The organism is Novosphingobium sp. UBA6272 (assembly GCF_002440635.1).
Lineage (GTDB): Bacteria > Pseudomonadota > Alphaproteobacteria > Sphingomonadales > Sphingomonadaceae > Novosphingobium.
Map to the genome: position 1 here is coordinate 33,491 of NZ_DJUW01000012.1, position 18,183 is coordinate 51,673.

An 18,183-nucleotide genomic window follows, 5' to 3' on the forward strand; every position below is an offset into this window, starting at 1 on the left:
CATTCGTTCCCTAGTTGTTCACCGGTGCAACTCCCGTCCGAATCCCCCACCGACCCGCTGCTTGACGGCCTGAACCCGCCGCAGCGCGAAGCCGTGCTTGCCACCGAAGGTCCGGTGCTGATGCTGGCCGGTGCGGGGACCGGCAAAACCGCCGCGCTGACCGCACGGCTCGCCCATATCGTTCGCAGCCGGCTCGCCTGGCCGAGCGAGATCCTGTGCGTCACCTTCACCAATCGCGCCGCGCGCGAGATGAAGGAGCGGGTCGGACACTTGGTCGGCCCGGCGGTCGAAGGGATGCCGTGGCTCGGCACGTTCCACTCGATGGCAGCCAAGATGCTGCGCCGCCATGCCGAACTGGCCGGACTGCAATCGAACTATACGATCATCGACACCGACGATCAGCTGCGCGTGCTCAAGCAGTTGATCCAGGCCGAAGGGCTCGATGAAAAGCGCTGGCCGGCGCGCCAGCTCGCCGGATGCATCGATCGCTGGAAGAACAAGGGCCTTTCCCCGCAAGACCTCTCCGCCGCCGATAGCGAAGCCTATGCCAATGGCCAGGGACAGAAGTTCTACCGGCTCTATCAGGACCGTCTGAAAGCGCTCAACGTCTGCGATTTCGGCGATCTGCTGCTGCACATGCTCAAGATCCTGCAGACCAACCGCGAGATTCTGGAGCAGTATCAGCAGCGCTTCAAATATATCATGGTGGACGAATATCAGGACACCAACCAGGTGCAGTACCTGTGGCTGCGGCTGCTTGCCCAGGCGCGCAAGAACATCTGCGTGGTGGGCGATGACGACCAGTCGATCTATTCATGGCGCGGCGCAGAAGTGGCCAATATCCTGCGGTTTGAACAGGATTTTCCCGGCGCCAAGGTGATCAAGCTGGAGCAGAACTATCGCTCCACCCCGGACATTCTGGCCGCCGCTTCGGGCCTGATCGATGCCAACAGCCAGCGGCTCGGCAAGACACTGTGGACCGAGCGGAACGGCGGCGACAAGGTCCGCGTGGTCGGGGTGTGGGACGGGCCGGAGGAAGCCCGCCGGGTCGGCGAAGAGGCCGAAAGGCTGGAGCGCGAGGGAGCTTCGCTGGCCACGCTGGCAATTTTGGTCCGCGCCCAGTTCCAGACCCGCGAGTTCGAAGACCGCTTCATCGCGATCGGCTTGCCCTACAAGATCGTCGGCGGTTTCCGGTTCTATGAGCGCGCAGAAATCCGCGATGCGCTCGCCTATCTGCGGCTGATTGCCCAGCCAAGCGACGATCTCGCCTTCGAGCGGATCTATAATGCCCCCAAGCGGGGCCTTGGCGACAAGACGTTGGAAAAGCTCCACCGCCACGCCCGGGCGCGGGCGATTCCGCTCAGCCTCGCGGCGGTAGAGATCTGCGATACCGACGAACTGCCGGCCCGCGCGCGCAATACGCTGCTCGCCTTCATGCGCGATGTTGCAAGGTGGCGTGACGCGGCCAAGGTGCTGTCGCCGGCGGAACTTGCCCGTACCGTGCTTGACGAGAGCGGCTACACCGCCGCGCTCCAGGCCGAAAAGAGCGCCGAAAGCGCGGGCCGGCTGGAAAACCTGACCGAACTGGCGCGGGCGATGGAGGAATACGAGACGCTCGGCGATTTCCTCGAACATGTCAGCCTGGTGATGGACAACGACGCCAACGATGCGGCCGAAAAGCTCACGATCATGACGATCCACGCCGCCAAAGGGCTGGAGTTCGATCACCTGTTCCTGGTCGGGTGGGAGGAAGGCGTGTTCCCCAGCCAGCGCGCGATGGACGAAGGCGGGCTCGCCAGTCTGGAGGAGGAACGGCGCCTCGCCTATGTCGCGATTACCCGCGCACGGCGGCGCTGCACGATCCTTCATGCCGCCAACCGGCGGATTTACGGCCAATGGACCAGTTCGATCCCCAGCCGGTTCATCACCGAATTGCCCGAAGCGCACATCGAGCAGGAATCGACGCTATCGGGCGGCGCCTCGCTGTGGCGGGCGCAATGGTCTGAACATGGCGATCCCTTCGCTCATGTCGCCGCCGCCCAGCCCGCGCGCACCATGACCCGCGGACCCGGCTGGCAGCGTGCCGCCGCGCAAAGCTATGACCCCACCCCGCGCCGCCTGCCCGAAGCCACCCGCAGCGCCGCCAGCTTCGCCGCCAAGCCGCGCAGCGACGTGAGCCTGGGTGCACGGGTGTTCCACGAAAAGTTCGGCTACGGCACCGTCACCGCGCAGGAAGGCAACAAGCTCGAGATTGAGTTCGAAACCGCCGGGCCGAAGCGGGTGATCGACAGCTTTGTGAAGCTGGCGGAGTAATCCTCCCCGGAACGGGGAGGGGGACCATGCGAAGCATGGTGGAGGGGTACAGGCGGGTGTTCGCATCTTCTCCGGCCAAAGGGGACATAGACCGATGGTATCAGGGCCTCGTGACACATTGATCAAAGCGCGCAAGCTTCGGCGCGATATGAGCCTACCCGAAGTGCTGTTGTGGCAGGAATTACGGAAACGTCCGGCCGAACTGAAATTCAGACGTCAGCACCCGGCGGGCATTTACATCCTCGATTTCTATTGTGCTGCCGCGCGCCTGGCGATTGAGGTTGATGGCTGGGGCCACGACAGTGCGGACGTGCGCAAGAAGGACGCGGCGCGATCTAAGTATTTGCGGTCGCAGCAGGTTGCGACTTTGCGCGTGCCTGCAAAGGCAGTGCTTGAAAATCTGGAAGGCGCGTTGGCGCGGATTGTCGAGGTCTGTACCGGGCGGCTAGCCAAGGACTAAGATGCCGCGTTGGCCAGCGAAGCCGTGAACACTTGCCTGTACCCCTCCACCACCTTCGGTGGTCCCCCTCCCCGTTGCGGGGAGGATCAGAGCGCCGAAACGCCCAGGAAGCTGGGGACCGGGCCGTTCCACACGCCGTCATCGCCGTCATCGGCCGCTTGCCGCTTGGGTTCGGCCTTGGGCGGTTTGGTGCCGTCGCGCTTGGGCCGTTCAGCGCGCGGGGCGCGCTCAGCCCGGGGCTCACGTTCCTCGCGAGGCGGACGCGGTTCGCGTTCTTCGCGGGCGGCGCGCGGGGCGCGGGCAGCGCGGGGTTCGCGCTCTTCGCGAGGCTGGCGGGCGGGCTTGTCGGCAGTATCGGCCTTGGTGCCCTGCCGCACTTCGAACACGGTCAGCTTGCCGCCGGTCAGCTTCTCGACATTCTCGATCGCTTCGGCGTCTTCGGGTGCGATCAGGGTAAAGGCGCGGCCGGTGGCTCCGGCGCGGCCGGTCCGGCCGACGCGGTGAACGTAGTCGTCCGGGTGCCACGGCGTGTCGAAGTTGAACACGTGGCTGACGCCTTTGACGTCGAGCCCGCGCGCGGCCACGTCAGAGCAGCACAGGATGTTGATGGTGCCATCCTTGAACCGGTCGAGTTCGGCAATCCGGGCCGACTGGTCCATGTCGCCATGGATTTCGCCCGCCGAAAAGCCACTCTTCTTGAGGCTGGTCGCGAGATCGCGCACGGTCGTCTTGCGGTTGCAGAAGATCATCGCGGTCTTGACGTCGTCGGTCCGCAGCAGTTCGCGCAGCACCTCCTTCTTGGCCCGCGACGAGGCGACCGGGACCTTGAACTGGACGATCTGGGTGTTGGTCGACGCCGGACGGGCAACTTCGATGTATTTCGGATTGGTCAGGAACTTGTCAGCCAGCTTCTTGATTGGCGGCGGCATGGTCGCGCTGAACAGCAGCGTCTGGCGCTGGGCCGGAAGCTTGGAACAGATCGTCTCGATATCGGGAATGAAGCCCATGTCGAGCATCCGGTCGGCCTCGTCGATCACCAGCAGGTCGCAGCCGGTGAGCAGGATCTTGCCGCGTTCGAACAGGTCCATCAGCCGGCCCGGAGTGGCGATCAGCACGTCGACCCCGTCTTTCAGCGCCTTGACCTGATCACCCATCTGTACGCCGCCGATCAGCAGCGCCATCTTGAGATCGTGGTTGACGCCATAGAGCGCGAACTCGTCCGCGACCTGGGCAGCCAGCTCGCGGGTCGGTTCCAGAATCAGGCTGCGCGGCATCAGCGCGCGGCGGCGGCCGTGGGCCAGAATGTCGATCATCGGCAGCACGAAGCTGGCGGTCTTGCCAGTCCCGGTCTGGGCGACGCCGATGATGTCCTTCATCATCAGCACGCTGGGGATAGCCTGGGCCTGGATCGCGGTGGGCGTGTCATAGCCTTTGGCGGTGACCGCTGCGAGCAATTCGTCGGATAGGCCGATGTCGGCAAATTTCATGGGCAAGGTCAACTGTTAGAAGGAAAGGGCGCGCCGGACCGAATGAAGCAGGCTTCACCCGGCGTTCGGCCACGCCGGCGCCCTAGGGCCAATGGACCGCAAAAGTCAAGGAAATGCGCGGCGGACAATCCACCGCCGGGCGGGTCAGTCCAGTTGCACCAGCTGGCGGAAGCCGGAGACCTGGCAGCCCATCCCGCTGCGCGATTGCAGGCGGTCGCGCCCGACGCAGATCTGCGCGTCGGAATTGCGGGCGACGATAAAGCCCGAATAGAATTCGCGGCCCTGGCAGCCCTTCTCCAGCTTGGCGGTAACCATCCGCCGATCCCGCAGGATCAGCAGCAGCCGCGAGTTGTCGATCGGCTGCACCCCGGCGATCGAATCGATCCCCAGGCAATTGCCCCACTTGCGCTCGGCAAAGCGCGGGCCGAGGCCACTATCCATCTCGTTGTCGAACATCGCCGCGTCCATCGGCATCGGTGCGGGGCGCGGACTGACCCGGATCGTCACGCGCTGCTGGATAGATACTTGCTCTGCCGCCATCGGCTGGAACGGCTGGGTTTCAACCGAGCGGTCGCGCGGTGCTTCGACCACGCCCAGCGCAGGCAGAAGCAGCACCAGCGGTGCAAGAAGTTGCGCGATCGGTTGCATTGCCCCTGCTGAATAGCGCCCAAGATTGAACCACCGCTTAACCCCAAGCCGGGGGGACTCGCAAGGTGCCCATGCGCTGTGCCATAGGCGCATGGCAATGGATTTCGCCGATGATCCCTTTCTGGCCGAGGTCGCCGCGCTGCTTGGCCCGCGCGGGCTGACCCGCGATCCTGATCTGATGGCACCCTGGCTGACCGATTGGCGCGGGCGTTATACCGGCGCGGCGCGGGCCATGGCTTCCCCTGGCAGCACCGCGGAGCTGGCCGCTCTGGCCAAACTCTGTGCGCGCCTTGGCGTACCGATCGTGCCGCAAGGCGGGAACAGCGGGATGTCGGGCGGTGCCACCCCTGATGCAGGCGGCGGCGCGCTGCTGGTTTCGCTGCGGCGGATGAACGCGATCCGCGCAGTCGATCCGCAGGCCGGCACCGCGCTGTGCGAAGCCGGTGTGGTCCTGCAGAGCCTGCACGATGCAGCAGAGGCGCAGGGCCTGCGCTTCCCCCTGACCCTCGGCGGCAAGGGATCGGCCACCATCGGCGGGCTGATCGCAACCAATGCCGGCGGCACTCAGGTTCTGCGTCACGGATCGATGCGCGCGCAGGTGCTGGGGATCGAGGCGGTGCTGGCCGATGGCTCGGTCTATTCGGCGCTGACCCCGCTGAAGAAAGACAACCGCGGGTTCGATCTGAAGCAGCTGTTCATCGGCAGCGAGGGAACGCTGGGGATCGTCACCGCGGCGACGCTGCGACTGGTCCCGGCCATCCCTGCCCGCAGCGTGATTTGGGCCGGGCTGGGTTCGGCTCAGCAGGCGCGGCAATTGCTGGTCCATTTCGAAGCGGCAGCGGGCCAGGCGCTTGAGGGGTTCGAGGTCTTGCCGCAGTCATGCCTGGATGCAGTGCTGGCCTATCTGCCCGATGCCCGCGCGCCGCTGGGCGGGCGGCACGAATGGCACGCACTGATCGAGCTGGTCGGCAGCGATGCGGCAAGCCTGAGCGAGGCGGCAATGGCCAGCGCGCTTGATGCCGGCTTGCTCGACGATGCGGTGGTGGCCAGCTCGGAAAGCCAGGCCGAAGCCCTGTGGACCCTGCGCGAATCGATCTCTCCGGCCGAGCGCGCCAAGGGCCCGGCGGTGCAGCACGATATCGCGGTACCGGTCGCCCGCATGGCCGATTTTCTGGATCAGGCCGTGCCGGCGATCGAGAGCCGCTGGCCTGGCACCCGGGCTTTTGGCTTCGGTCATCTTGGCGATGGCAATGTCCATTTCCACGTTCAGGCTCCGGCCGGCGCCGACCGCGACGCCTGGGAAGCGGGCGACGGCAAGGCGATCAGCCGCGCCGTCCATGATCTGGTTGCCGCCTGGCAGGGCACGATTTCCGCCGAACACGGGATCGGCCAGCTCAAGGTTGATGAGCTGGAACGGCTCGGCGATCCGGTCGCGCTCAACCTGCTGCGCCGTGTCAAAGCCGCACTTGATCCCGATGGCCTGCTGAACCCCGGCAAGCTGCTTGCGCCAAAGCCATCTACCGCTTAAAGGCGCGCTTTCGTGCCGGACTTGGGGTCTCCCGGGCCGGGTGCAAGCACTATCTTCTGGAGAGACTATCATGGCCAGCGCGCCGCAAGCCGCCCTTCCGCTGTTCTACAAGGACCTGATGCCGCTCAACAGCCGCGACCATGCGAACTGGCGCAGCCGCAGCACCGAAAACGCCACCTGGATGGTCGGCCAGCATGCAATCCCGCTGACTGCGGAAGAATTTGTGCACGCCTCGCGCAACTATCCGATCGTCTTTTCGAATGCCGAAAGCCCGGTTCCGCTGGCGCTGATGGGCCTCAACGAAGGGGTCAACACCTTCTTCGACGAAGAAGGCAAGCTGACCACCCCGGCCTATCTCCCGGCCTATGCCCGCCGCTATCCGTTCATGCTGGCCAAGCTGACCCCGGATACCGAAGAGCTTTCGCTGTGCTTCGACCCGACGACCGATCTGATCGGCGAATTTGCCGATGGCAACGCGCTGTTCGACGGTGACCAACCGAGCGAAGCTTGCAAGGCGACCCTCGATTTCTGCCGCAACTTCGAAGAAGCCGGCTTCCGCACCCAGGCTTTCGTCGAAGAGCTGACCAAGCATGGCCTGCTGATGGACGGCGAAGTTTCGATCCAGCAGCAGGGCAACGAACAGCCCTTCATCTATCGCGGATTCAAGATGGTTGATCAGGAAAAGCTGCGCGATCTGCGTGGCGATGTGCTGCGGACGATGAACCAGAACGGCATGCTTGGCCTGATCTTCGCCCACTTGTTCAGCCTTGAACTGATGAGCGAAGTATTTGGCCGCCAAGTTCAGCAGGGCAAGGGCCCGGTTCCGGTTCCCGCCACCTGATCACACCCAGTTGCGGTACTAACCCGCGATTGAGTGGCTTTATTCGTATGCATTTGTCCGCCCCTTGCATCGGGGGGCGGACAAGTCTATCTTAACTACTGTCTTGTCGGGCTTCCCTCATGGCTCGGTAAGGCTAGGTGCGCGCAAGTGCACCTCCTCCCTGAACCTTGGCCACCTCGTGCTGCTTGCACGAGGTGGTTTTTTATTGGGTCGCTATTCTGCGGCGTTGGCCCAGTTTGCGGCCCTGCCCAATTCCGCGACTTCTGCCGAAAGCCGCCGGACCAGACCGCATAGCAGCCGGACCATTTCGGCAAATCCGTCGCCCGGTTCGGCCAGACGCGAATCGAGATAGCTCGAACGGTCGATTTCCAGCTGTAACGCATGGACGCCCTCACCCGGCGCGGCATGACGTTCCAGCACATAGCCCCCGGCATAGGGCCGGTTGTGCGCCGCGTCGCGCCGCATCTCCGCGAAATAGCCAAAGCAGCTGCCAACCAGCGCCCCGTGGCAGGATGTTCCGAACCGGTCGCCCAATACGAATTCGGGAGCCGGCGGCCCGCCGCGATAGCCGAGCGGTGGCATCGAATGGAGATCAAGCAGCAGCGCCGCGCCCCAGCGTTCGCGCAGCTCGCCCAGGGCTGCGCCCAGGCATTCGTGATAAGGCGCGTGGATTGTCGCGATCCGGGCCAAGAGTTCCTCGGTCTCGTGCCGCCGCTTCCACAGCTCGCCCAGCCCCGGGATCCGGCGCGGGATCAGGCCAAGCCCGCTGCGCGCCCGCATCCCGGGAGTAAAGCTGCCGACAGTATCGGGGCGGCCGCGCGCAAACATGTCCCAATCGACGTCTCGGGTATCGCGGTTGAGGTCGATCATCGCTCGTGGGGCATGGGCCACCAGCAGCGCAGCCCCGGTCTGACGCGCCACCTCTACCGCCAGTCGGTCGACATAGCGATCTTCCAGCTTGAGCGCGGCGAACCCCGGATTGCGCATCCGTTCCAGCAGGCTGCCGGGATAGGCCCGCCCGGCGTGCGGCACCGCGATCAGGAGAGGCAAGGCGGACGGAGCCGGAAAGGTCAGGGAAAAGGCCGCGCTGCCCTCGCTGCCGGGAATCGTGCCGCCTTGGCTAAGGGGCGAATCGGTCGGTCGGGCCTGATCGGGGTCCATCGGCCAAGGCTGGCCTGCTTGGCGCGCTGTGTCAAAGTCGGGCAGTGCGGAAATCGACGGGGATTGTTAACCGGCTTGGTGTATGAAGATCGGGCCTACGCGATCTGCCGTCGCGGGGAACTGATTCTGGTACAGACAAGGCCAACCGATGATCCGCATTCTCCTCGCTGAAGATGAAGAAGCCATGCGCACTTACCTGGCGCGGGCACTGCAGAACGCGGGCTACGATGTGGTCGCGGTCGATCGCGGCACCGCCGCTCTGCCGCTGCTTGTGCAGGAAGAGTTTGACCTACTGCTGTCCGACATCGTCATGCCGGAAATGGACGGGATCGAGCTGGCCCAGCGCTGCGCCGAAGTCAGTCCCAAGACCAAGGTGATGTTCATCACCGGATTCGCCGCGGTCACGCTCAAGGCCAGCCGCGAGGCTCCGCAGGCCAAGGTCCTGTCAAAACCGTTCCATCTCAAGGACTTGGTTCTTGAAGTCGAACGAATTTTCGGACAGCAGGCCCAAGCTTCGATCTAACGGCTTGCCAAGGCTGGGGAGCCTCGCTAATGGCGCTCCCCTGCCCGGGGCGACGGCCTCGGGCAGACCTGAATGGTGCGGGCGTATAGCTCAGTGGTAGAGCACTATGTTGACATCGTAGGGGTCGCAAGTTCAATCCTTGCTACGCCCACCATTCACTAAAAAGGCCCCGGTTTTCCGGGGCCTTTTTCGTTTCAATTGAGGTACTCGCCATTTTCACGAAGTGCAAATGGGGAGGACCTAGAAGCTTTACTTCCCTTGCCAGTTCGGCTTGCGCTTTTCGGCAAAGGCGGCGGCACCTTCGCGGGCGTCCTGGCTGGTGAAGACCGGGGCGATGTAGGCCGCCTGCTTCTGCCACATTTCCTCGTCGCTCCAGCTGTGCGAATCGCGGATGATTGCCTTCGAGGCGATCAGCGCGAGCGGGCCGTTGGCGGCGACTGCGCGGGCCAGTTCCTTGGCGGCGTCAAGCGACGGTCCCTCGACCACCCGGTTGACGAAACCAAGTTCATAAGCCCGCTGGGCGTCAATGAAGTCACCGGTCAGCGCCAGTTCCATCGCGATCCGCGGCGGAATCTGGCGGGGCAGCTTGATCAGCCCGCCAGCTGCGGCAGCAAGGCCGCGCTTGGCTTCGGGAATGCCGAACTTCGAGGCCGCGTTGGCAACGATCAGGTCGCAGCTCAGCGCCAGCTCCATGCCCCCGGCGAGGGCATAGCCGTCAACCGCAGCGATCACCGGCTTCGACGGGGTCCATTCGGTAAGGCCACCAAATCCGCGGCCTTCGATGCTGGGACGTTCGCCCCGCAGGAAACCCTTGAGGTCCATGCCCGAGCAGAAGGTGCCTCCCGCTCCAGTCAGGATCGCGCAGCGCAGATCGGGGTCGGCTTCGAGCCGGTCCATCGCCGCCGAGATGCCTTCGGCCTGAGCCTTGTTCATCGCGTTCTTGGCTTCGGGCCGGTTCATCGTGACGATCAGGACACCGTCTTCGACCTGGGTGAGAACTTCAGCAGCTTCGCTCATCTTGGGGACTCCTCTCGACTGTCGTTTAATCGCACGATTAAAGCGACCTGCCAGCCGCGTCCAGCCCTTACTTGCGCGGGCCTGCGGCTCTGCTAAGGGGGTCGCAAATCCAACTCCCCTGGGAAAGCATTGAGGCAATGGCGAAGATCAAGGTGAAGAACCCCGTCGTCGAAATGGACGGCGATGAGATGACCCGCATCATCTGGCAATGGATCCGCGAACGGCTGATCCTCCCTTACCTGGATATCGATCTCAAATACTACGACCTTTCGGTTGAAAAGCGCGACGAAACCAATGACCGGATCACCGTCGACGCCGCCAACGCGACCAAGGAATTCGGTGTTGCGGTCAAGTGCGCAACGATCACTCCGGACGAAGCCCGGGTTGAGGAATTCAAGCTCAAGAAAATGTGGAAGTCGCCCAACGGCACGATCCGCAACATTCTGGGCGGCGTGGTGTTCCGCGAGCCGATCGTGATGCAAAACGTCCCCCGCCTGATCCCCGGCTGGACCGATCCAATCGTGGTCGGCCGCCACGCCTTTGGCGATCAGTACAAGGCGACCGACACCCTGATCCCCGGCCCCGGCACGTTGCGCTTGGTGTTCGACGGCGACGATGGCCAGACGATCGACCTTGAGGTATTCAAGTTTCCCAGCGCCGGCGTCGCCATGGCGATGTACAACCTCGACGATTCGATCCGCGATTTCGCCCGCGCCAGCTTCAACTATGGCCTCGGCCTGGGCTGGCCGGTGTACCTCAGCACCAAGAACACCATTCTCAAGGCCTATGACGGCCGCTTCAAGGACCTGTTCCAGGAAGTGTTCGAAACCGAAGGCTTTGCCGAGAAGTTCAAGGCCGCCAATATCGTCTACGAACACCGCCTGATCGACGATATGGTCGCCTCGGCCCTCAAGTGGTCGGGCAAGTTCGTCTGGGCCTGCAAGAATTATGACGGCGACGTCCAGTCGGACCAGGTCGCGCAAGGGTTCGGCTCGCTCGGGCTGATGACCTCAGTGCTGATGACGCCGGACGGCAAGACGATCGAGGCCGAAGCCGCCCACGGCACGGTCACCCGTCACTACCGTATGCACCAGCAGGGCAAGGCGACCAGCACCAACCCGATCGCCTCCATCTTCGCCTGGACCCGCGGGCTGATCTATCGCGGCCGGTTCGACGGCACCCCCGATGTGGTGCGCTTCGCCGAGACGCTGGAAAAGGTCTGCATCGACACCGTCGAAGGCGGCAAGATGACCAAGGACCTGGCGATCCTGATCGGACCGGAGCAGCCCTGGCTGACCACGGAAGGCTTCTTCGAGGCGATCGTCGAGAACCTCGAAACCGAGATGAAGAACTGGGCTTGAGCCCTAGCTGGCGACAAATCCTGATCGGGCTTGCGGCGCTCGTCGCCACAAGCCCGTTCGTCGCCCCCGAAGTACTCGCCTTCCCCTACCACGAAGACTTCGGGTCCGATCGCGTCTGGTCGGAGGTACCGATCCCGCGCGACGTGATGGCTTCGATCCTGCACGATGCCAATGCCCGTGTCGCCCGCAGCCCCCTGGCGGCTCGCAACGAAGGCCGGCGCATTTTCCTGACCGATGGCGGTTGGCGCTGGCGCGTGCTGGCGCTCAACAATCACGGCAGCTTCGCATTGACCCGTGCGGCCCGCGAAGACCTGATCTTCAATCGCAGCGATGTGCTGGCTGGTACGGTTGAGAATGGCAGCGAACTTGGCGGGTTCCGCACTATGGCTGGCGTGGTCGCGCACGAAAAGTGCCACGGGATGGAACGGCGGCATTTTGGTCTGACAGTTGTCGTGACCGCACCGACCTGGTTACTGGAAGGCTATTGCGATTACGTCGCCCAGGAATCGAGCCTCAGCGATGCCGATGTCGCCCGGCTCAAAGCCGAAGGGAAGAGTCATCCTGCCCTGGCCTATTACGAAGGACGCCGCCGGGTCGCAGCCATCCTCGCGGCGAATGGCGGCAATGTCGATGCGCTCTTTGCGGACTATTAAGGTGCCAAGGGTGACCGCACTATTTCTCGTCTGAACCCAAGACCAATCATCCGGCCCGGAATCCGCCGCAGCAGCGGGAACCGGCCGAGCAGGCGAACCGGCCAGGGCGGGCGGTTGAAGCTGGAACCGGGGCTCAAAACCGCGCCGATGATCCGATCCTGCGCAACCTGCTGCGCGCGCTGGGTCAGCCGTGTTGGCAGCCCGCGCCGGGCCTCGACCTTGCCCAGCATGTGATCGACATTCGCTGACCTACGCAGCGCCACCGCCAGCACATTCGCTGCCGCGACCGCATCTTGAATCGCCAGGTTGATCCCAATGCCACCCACCGGCGACATGGCGTGTGCGGCATCGCCGATAGCGAGCAGCCCGGGCCGGTGCCAGCAGTCAAGCCGGTCGATCTTGACCGTCAGTAGGTGCATCTGGTCCATATCGGTCAACACAGTATCGAGCGGACCCAAGATCGGCGCGACAGCTTCGATCCGGGCCCGTAGGGCCGCAATCCCCCCGGCCTGCAACTGCGCGCCCATGCCCTTGCGAAAGACATAGCCGCACTGCCAGTAGTCTCCGCGATCGATCAGAACCAGCAGTGTTCCCGGAGCGACGATCCCGCGCAAGGCATCGCCGCCATCCTCGGCTTTCGGCACCCGAAACCAGAACACATCGATCGCAGAGCCGATCTCGGTGACCGCCAGCCAGCCATCGCGCCTTACAATCGAGCCCCGCCCGTCGGCCGCAATCACCAGCTTTCGGGCCTTGATCGTGCGGCCATCGCCCAGTTCAACTCCGGTGATTCGCTGGCCATCATCGAGCAGCCGGGTCACGCCAGCGTTCAGCTCCAGACGGAACCGCGGAAAGGCCGTCGCCTCATCGCGCAGAAAATCGAGAAAATCCCACTGCGGCATAATCGCGATGAAGGGCGCGGCAACTTTCAGATGGCTCAGATCGCCGATCACGACTTCCTGTCCGGCAATCGTCCCGCGCGCTTCGTGAAGCCGGGTATGCGGGCGCTGCAGAAACCGTTCCAGCATTCCCAGCTGGTCGAGCACTTCCATGGTTGAAGGGTGGACCGTATCTCCGCGAAAATCGCGCAGGAAATCGCCGTGCTTTTCCAGCACCAGTGTCGAAATTCCGGCCCGCGCAAACAACAGACCGGCCAGCATCCCGGCTGGCCCGCCGCCGACAATGACAATATCCGCAGCGTCGATGTCGCTCATGGGATGACAACTGCGCCCGATTTGGCCTAGCTGCAAGTCATGGCCAGCCCTTCAGAATTCGTCCCCACCTCCTCGCTTGGCGATGCCATCGTGATCCTCGGCGCGGCCGGGATCGTCATTCCGTTGTTCGCGCGGTTCCGGATCACCCCGGTGGTCGGCTTTATTCTGGCTGGCATTCTGGTTGGCCCGTTCGGACTGGGCGGATTGGCTGCGCAGCACCCGTGGCTGTCTTATGTCACGATCAGCGATCCCGGGGGGCTCGCGCCATTCGCCGAGTTCGGGATCATCCTGCTGCTGTTCTCGATCGGGCTGGAGCTGTCATTCCAGCGGCTGTGGCAGATGCGCAAGACGATCTTCCGGGTCGGGCCGATGGAGCTGTTCGGCGGCGGCGCGCTGATTGCGCTGGTGCTGCTGTTCCTGGGCAATTCGCTGCCGACCGCGCTGGCGCTGGGGCTGGCGCTCGCGCTCTCGTCAACGGCGCTGGTGCTGCGGATCGCCGATACCGGCACCCCGGTTGGGCGGGCCGCATTGGGCACCCTGCTGTTCGAGGATATCGCGCTAGTGCCGATCATCTTCCTGCTCGGCGCGATGGGCCGGGGCGGAGAGAGCGCCGATTTCGGAGAGTTCATGCGCACGCTGGGGCTCGGTACCCTGGTAATCGTCGCCTTGCTGGGGATCGGGCGGTTCGCCCTGCCCCGACTGTTCGCCCAGGCCGCCCGGACAAAGAGCCCTGAGCTGTTTCTCGCCGCCAGCCTGCTGGTGGTGATCGTCGCGGCCTTGGTGACCGGCGCGGTCGGCCTGTCGCCGATCGTCGGGGCGCTGGTGGCCGGGCTGCTGATCGCCGAGACCGACTACCATACCGAGGTCGAGACGATCATCGAGCCGTTCAAGGGCCTGGCCCTGGGGATCTTCCTGCTGACCGTGGGGATGAGCCTGGACCTTGGCATGATGTGGGACCGGCTGTGGGAGATCCTGGTCGCCTTCACGCTGATCCTGCTGGCCAAGGCGCTGGTCACGGGTGCGATGCTGCGGCTGCACGGCTATCGCACCGCCACCGCGACCGAGGCGGGGATCCTGCTCGCCAGTCCATCGGAAACCACCCTGATCGTACTGGCCAGCGCCGTCGCGGTGAACCTGATCAGCCGCGATGCTGCACAGTTCTGGCAGATCGTGACCGCACTGGGGCTGACCGTTACCCCGCTGCTCGCCGTTTTCGGGCGCTGGGCCGCGCGGCGGGTCGACCGGGCCGGTGCGCTCAGCACCCCGACCGGGCAGGACGAGTTGCAACGCACCCTGATCATCGGTGGCGGACGGGTCGGCAAGCTGGTGGCGGACATGCTGACCACGCACGACAAGCACTATCTGATCATCGACGCCAATGCCGATCAGGTCCGCGAAAACCGCGCCATCGGGCTGCGGACCGAATTCGGCGATGCCGCGCGCAACGATGCGCTTCACCGGTTTGGCGCAGAACAGGCCAATGCGGTGATCCTGACCATGGACGATCCGGTCGCGGTCAAGCGGATGGTTCGCCAGCTGCGCAACGCCTTCCCCGCCCTGCCGATCATCGCCCGCGCCCGCGACGCCAGCCATGCAGCAGCGCTGTACCGGGCGGGCGCAAGCCACGCGGTTCCCGAAACGCTGGAAGCCTCACTGCAGCTGTCGGAGGCGGTTCTGGTCGATATCGGCGTGCCGATGGGTCCGGTAATTGCCAGCATCCACGAGAAGCGCGACGAGTTCCGCGCGCAGATCATGGAAGAAGGCGAGCTGGACGAGAAGCCCAAGCTGAAAAGCACTACCTTGCGCGAGCGAGGGGCTTAGTCCACATCCTCGTCGGTCGCGAAAAATGAGCGCCCGGGATAGACCCAGAGGATGCCTTCAGCACCGGAATCATCGCAGTCCAAATGGGCTTCGTAGATGCGCAATGAACCTGGAATTGCATCCCGTTCCCATCGTTTGATTAGCGCCAACGCGCATGCTTGGTTACGCGCGGCGACCTCGTATCTTGCGAAGAAGCCCTTGTTTGCGAATGCACCGCTTGGCCCAGTCCTGCCCTCTACTAATACCCAGCCCCGCTTGATCGCCAGTCTGCCTCGAAGGGCGTTGAGATAGCCAACAGTTCTGATCGCTCCGCGATTGCTCCGGCGCAGAAGAATGGCCACATCGACCCAGCGCTCGGCGAGATCAGTCCATCCTGCGCGAGCAAAGGCAAAGCAGAGCCAGCCAAGCGCCCAGCCGATTGCCTCGGCGAGACGACCAAAAAACGTTGACTCGAAGACTCGATAGGTAACGTTGTCTTGGTCAGGCGCACTCACCCCGCCAGAACCGCCTTCACTGCCGCAATCGCCTCTGCCGCCTTGTCTCCGTCGGGGCCGCCGCCCTGGGCCATGTCGGGACGACCGCCGCCGCCCTTGCCGCCCAGCGCTTCGACGCCGGCGCGGACCAGATCGACCGCGCTGACCTTTCCGGTCAGGTCGTCAGTCACCGCCGCAGCGATGCTGGCCTTGCCCTCATTGACCGCGACAATCGCCGCCACCCCTGAGCCAAGGCGAGACTTGGCCGAATCGAGCAGCCCGCGCAGATCCTTGGGATCGAGCCCTTCGAGCACCTGGCCCGAGAACTTCACCCCGCCGACTTCCTCATCGGCGGCTTCGGCCTTGGCCGAACCGCCACCCAGTGCCAGCGCCTTCTTGGCTTCGGCCAGTTCGCGCTCCAGCTTGCGGCGTTCGTCCAGCAGCGCGGCGACGCGGGCCTCGACATCGTCGGGCGTGGTCTTGAGCAGGCTGGCGGCGCTTTTCAGCGCATCCTCGCGGGCAATCAGCCATTGCCGCGCGCCCTCACCGGTCAGCGCCTCGATCCGCCGCACGCCGGAGCTGACCGCGCTTTCCGAAACGATCCGGAACACCCCGATATCGCCCAGCGCGCGCACGTGGGTGCCGCCGCACAGTTCGGTCGAATAGGTCCGCTCAGGCGTCCTGCCCATCGACAGCACCCGCACTTCATCGCCATACTTTTCGCCGAACAGCGCCATGGCCCCGGCCGCGATCGCGTCCTCGGGGCTCATCAGCCGGGTTACGACCGGCTCGTTCCCGCGAATCTGGGCGTTCACTTCAGCCTCGATCACTGTGATGTCCTCGGCCGACAGCGCGGCCGGGTGCGAAAAGTCGAACCGCAACCGATCCGGCGCAACCAGCGAGCCCTTCTGGGTAACGTGATCGCCCAGTCGGCGGCGCAGCGCCTCGTGCAGCAGGTGCGTGGCGGAGTGGTTGGCGCGGGTCGCATCGCGGCGGGCAACGTCGATATCGAGCTTGACCATGTCGCCCAGCTTGATCGTCCCAGTCTCAACCCGCGCGTGATGCGCATGAAGTCGGCCCAGCGGCTTGCCGGTGTCAGTCACCGTCAGAGCCAGGCCATCGGCGCCGCTGATCGTCCCGGCATCGCCCATCTGGCCGCCGCTCTCGCCATAGAACGGGGTCTGGTTGACGATCACGCTGATCGTATCGCCGGCTGACGCGCTGTCCACTTCCTTGCCGTCCTTGACCAGCGCGACGACCTGCGCCTCCCCAGTGGTGGCGGTGTAGCCAGTGAACTCGGTTGCCCCGGCGCGTTCGGCGATGTCGAACCAGACTTCCTCATCGGCGGCCTGTCCGCTGCCTTTCCAGGCGGCGCGGGCGGCGGCCTTTTGCTGGGCCATCGCGGCGTCATAGCCGGTGCGGTCGATCCCGATCCCGCGCGAACGCAGCGCGTCTTCGGTTAGATCGTACGGAAAGCCGAAAGTGTCATAGAGTTTGAAGGCAACATCGCCGGGCAGCTCAGCGCCCTCACCCATGCTGCCGGTCGCTTCGTCGAGCAGCTTGAGCCCGTTGGCGAGCGTACGGCGGAACTGCACTTCCTCGCGCTGCAGGGTTTCCTCGATCAGCGGCTGGGCCCGGCCAAGTTCGGGATAGGCCGCGCCCATTTCGGCGACCAGCGCAGGCACCAGCCGGTGCATCAGAGGGTCCTTCGCGCCCAGCAGGTGAGCATGGCGCATCGCCCGGCGCATGATCCGGCGCAGCACATAGCCGCGCCCTTCGTTGCTGGGCAGCACGCCATCGGCAAGCAGGAAGCTGGTCGAGCGCAGGTGATCGGCGATCACCCTGTGACTAGCCTTGGTTTCCCCTTCCGCCTTCACCCCGGTCAGAGCTTCGCTTGCCGCGATCAGTGCCTTGAAAGTGTCGGTATCGTAATTGTCGGTGACGCCCTGCATTACCGCCGCAATCCGCTCCAGCCCCATGCCGGTGTCGATGCTCGGCTTGGGTAACTCACCAACGATTTCGTCCGCAGCCTGTTCGAACTGCATGAACACAAGGTTCCACACTTCGACAAACCGGTCGCCGTCCTCGTCCGGGCTACCCGGGGGACCACCGAAGATGTGATCGCCGTGGTCGTAGAAGATCTCGCTGCACGGTCCGCAGGGACCGTCTGACCCCATCGCCCAGAAATTGTCCTTGGTTGGAATGCGGATGATCCGCTCTGCCGGCAGGCCCGCGATCTTCTGCCACAGAGCAAAGGCCTCGTCGTCGGTGTGATAGACAGTCACAGTCAGGCGGCTGGGATTGAGGCCCCATTCCTTGGTCAGCAGGGTCCAGGCATGGGTGATCGCCTGTTCCTTGAAATAGTCGCCAAAGCTGAAGTTGCCCAGCATCTCGAAAAAGGTGTGGTGCCGCGCGGTATAGCCGACATTGTCGAGATCGTTATGCTTGCCCCCGGCCCGCACGCATTTCTGGCTGCTGGTGGCGCGCGGCACGGCGCGGGTTTCCAGCCCCGTGAAGACGTTCTTGAACGGCACCATTCCCGCGTTCGTGAACATCAGGGTCGGATCGTTATAGGGCACCAGCGGCGCAGACTGCACCACTTCGTGCCCGTGCGAGCCGAAGTATTCGAGGAAGGAGCGGCGGATATCGTTCGTCGAGGTCATGCCGCCGCCGATAAGGCACG

General features: G+C 64.3%; 15 protein-coding genes and 1 tRNA gene. 9 read left to right on the top strand and 7 right to left on the bottom strand.

Features of this window, described 5'->3' with window-relative positions; all coding sequences use genetic code 11:
* Positions 1-24: 24 nt before the first annotated feature.
* Positions 25-2,313 (top strand): ATP-dependent helicase, encoded by a 2,289-nt coding sequence (locus B2V17_RS06025; RefSeq protein ID WP_292996224.1) that lies wholly within the window; start codon positions 25-27, stop codon positions 2,311-2,313.
* A gap of 118 nt (positions 2,314-2,431) precedes the next feature.
* Positions 2,432-2,773: an endonuclease domain-containing protein gene (locus tag B2V17_RS06030; RefSeq protein WP_292996226.1), complete on the top strand. Its 342-nt coding sequence runs from the start codon at positions 2,432-2,434 to the stop codon at positions 2,771-2,773.
* Positions 2,774-2,859: 86 nt separating this feature from the next.
* Here B2V17_RS06030 and B2V17_RS06035 read toward each other — a convergent pair whose 3' ends face one another.
* On the bottom strand, positions 2,860-4,260 hold the full coding sequence (locus B2V17_RS06035) for a DEAD/DEAH box helicase (protein ID WP_292996228.1): 1,401 nt from the start codon (positions 4,258-4,260) through the stop codon (positions 2,860-2,862).
* Positions 4,261-4,404: 144 nt separating this feature from the next.
* Positions 4,405-4,908 (bottom strand): hypothetical protein, encoded by a 504-nt coding sequence (locus tag B2V17_RS06040; RefSeq protein WP_292996230.1) that lies wholly within the window; start codon positions 4,906-4,908, stop codon positions 4,405-4,407.
* A gap of 97 nt (positions 4,909-5,005) precedes the next feature.
* On the opposite strand from B2V17_RS06040, the gene B2V17_RS06045 reads away from it, so the two are divergent.
* Positions 5,006-6,436 carry an FAD-binding oxidoreductase gene (locus tag B2V17_RS06045; RefSeq protein WP_292996232.1) on the top strand — a complete coding sequence of 477 codons (1,431 nt, stop codon included), beginning with the start codon at positions 5,006-5,008 and terminating at the stop codon, positions 6,434-6,436.
* Positions 6,437-6,506: 70 nt separating this feature from the next.
* Positions 6,507-7,277 carry a SapC family protein gene (locus B2V17_RS06050; protein WP_292996234.1) on the top strand — a complete coding sequence of 257 codons (771 nt, stop codon included), beginning with the start codon at positions 6,507-6,509 and terminating at the stop codon, positions 7,275-7,277.
* A 213-nt stretch (positions 7,278-7,490) separates the two neighbouring features.
* Here the strand turns inward: B2V17_RS06050 and B2V17_RS06055 are convergent, their stop codons facing one another.
* Entirely contained in the window at positions 7,491-8,438 is a 948-nt protein-coding gene (locus tag B2V17_RS06055; protein ID WP_292996236.1) for an N-formylglutamate amidohydrolase, read from the bottom strand.
* A 148-nt stretch (positions 8,439-8,586) separates the two neighbouring features.
* Here B2V17_RS06055 and cpdR point away from each other — a divergent pair, with 148 nt between their 5' ends.
* A complete protein-coding gene (cpdR, locus tag B2V17_RS06060) occupies positions 8,587-8,961 on the top strand; it encodes a cell cycle two-component system response regulator CpdR (RefSeq protein WP_292996238.1) in 375 nt (124 codons plus the stop codon).
* Positions 8,962-9,040: 79 nt separating this feature from the next.
* A tRNA-Val gene (locus B2V17_RS06065) sits at positions 9,041-9,115 on the top strand.
* A 95-nt stretch (positions 9,116-9,210) separates the two neighbouring features.
* Here B2V17_RS06065 and B2V17_RS06070 read toward each other — a convergent pair.
* Positions 9,211-9,978, bottom strand: a complete 768-nt coding sequence (locus B2V17_RS06070) for a crotonase/enoyl-CoA hydratase family protein (RefSeq protein WP_292996240.1) — start codon at positions 9,976-9,978, stop codon at positions 9,211-9,213.
* A 137-nt stretch (positions 9,979-10,115) separates the two neighbouring features.
* On the opposite strand from B2V17_RS06070, the gene B2V17_RS06075 reads away from it, so the two are divergent.
* Both B2V17_RS06075 and B2V17_RS06080 read left to right on the top strand, forming a co-directional pair.
* Complete coding sequence (locus tag B2V17_RS06075; protein ID WP_292996242.1) at positions 10,116-11,339, top strand: NADP-dependent isocitrate dehydrogenase; 1,224 nt, start codon at positions 10,116-10,118, stop codon at positions 11,337-11,339.
* On the top strand, positions 11,336-11,992 hold the full coding sequence (locus B2V17_RS06080; RefSeq protein WP_292996244.1) for a hypothetical protein: 657 nt from the start codon (positions 11,336-11,338) through the stop codon (positions 11,990-11,992). Before B2V17_RS06075 ends, B2V17_RS06080 begins: the two co-directional genes overlap by 4 nt.
* On the opposite strand, the gene B2V17_RS06085 is transcribed toward B2V17_RS06080, so the two are convergent.
* Complete coding sequence (locus B2V17_RS06085; RefSeq protein WP_292996246.1) at positions 11,989-13,206, bottom strand: FAD-dependent oxidoreductase; 1,218 nt, start codon at positions 13,204-13,206, stop codon at positions 11,989-11,991. The genes B2V17_RS06080 and B2V17_RS06085 overlap by 4 nt on opposite strands.
* Positions 13,207-13,245: 39 nt before the next feature.
* On the opposite strand from B2V17_RS06085, the gene B2V17_RS06090 reads away from it, so the two are divergent.
* The gene (locus tag B2V17_RS06090) at positions 13,246-15,027 is read left to right on the top strand and encodes a cation:proton antiporter (protein ID WP_292996248.1); all 1,782 of its coding nucleotides are present in this window, start codon (positions 13,246-13,248) and stop codon (positions 15,025-15,027) included.
* Here B2V17_RS06090 and B2V17_RS06095 read toward each other — a convergent pair.
* Both B2V17_RS06095 and alaS read right to left on the bottom strand, forming a co-directional pair.
* Entirely contained in the window at positions 15,024-15,521 is a 498-nt protein-coding gene (locus B2V17_RS06095) for a hypothetical protein (RefSeq protein ID WP_292996250.1), read from the bottom strand. The genes B2V17_RS06090 and B2V17_RS06095 overlap by 4 nt on opposite strands.
* The gene (gene alaS, locus B2V17_RS06100; RefSeq protein ID WP_292996252.1) at positions 15,518-18,163 is read right to left on the bottom strand and encodes an alanine--tRNA ligase; all 2,646 of its coding nucleotides are present in this window, start codon (positions 18,161-18,163) and stop codon (positions 15,518-15,520) included. The genes B2V17_RS06095 and alaS overlap by 4 nt, the downstream gene beginning before the upstream one ends.
* Positions 18,164-18,183: the final 20 nt, after the last annotated feature.

Excerpts from the sequence above, each read along its gene's own strand:
- B2V17_RS06035 (WP_292996228.1), bottom strand. The coding sequence starts at position 4,260 with ATGAAATTTGCCGACATCGGCCTATCCGACGAATTGCTCGCAGCGGTC.
- B2V17_RS06040 (WP_292996230.1), bottom strand. The coding sequence starts at position 4,908 with ATGCAACCGATCGCGCAACTTCTTGCACCGCTGGTGCTGCTTCTGCCT.
- B2V17_RS06045 (WP_292996232.1), top strand. The coding sequence starts at position 5,006 with ATGGATTTCGCCGATGATCCCTTTCTGGCCGAGGTCGCCGCGCTGCTT.
- B2V17_RS06050 (WP_292996234.1), top strand. The coding sequence starts at position 6,507 with ATGGCCAGCGCGCCGCAAGCCGCCCTTCCGCTGTTCTACAAGGACCTG.
- B2V17_RS06055 (WP_292996236.1), bottom strand. The coding sequence starts at position 8,438 with ATGGACCCCGATCAGGCCCGACCGACCGATTCGCCCCTTAGCCAAGGC.
- cpdR (WP_292996238.1), top strand. The coding sequence starts at position 8,587 with ATGATCCGCATTCTCCTCGCTGAAGATGAAGAAGCCATGCGCACTTAC.
- B2V17_RS06070 (WP_292996240.1), bottom strand. The coding sequence starts at position 9,978 with ATGAGCGAAGCTGCTGAAGTTCTCACCCAGGTCGAAGACGGTGTCCTG.
- B2V17_RS06075 (WP_292996242.1), top strand. The coding sequence starts at position 10,116 with ATGGCGAAGATCAAGGTGAAGAACCCCGTCGTCGAAATGGACGGCGAT.
- B2V17_RS06085 (WP_292996246.1), bottom strand. The coding sequence starts at position 13,206 with ATGAGCGACATCGACGCTGCGGATATTGTCATTGTCGGCGGCGGGCCA.
- B2V17_RS06090 (WP_292996248.1), top strand. The coding sequence starts at position 13,246 with ATGGCCAGCCCTTCAGAATTCGTCCCCACCTCCTCGCTTGGCGATGCC.
- alaS (WP_292996252.1), bottom strand. The coding sequence starts at position 18,163 with ATGACCTCGACGAACGATATCCGCCGCTCCTTCCTCGAATACTTCGGC.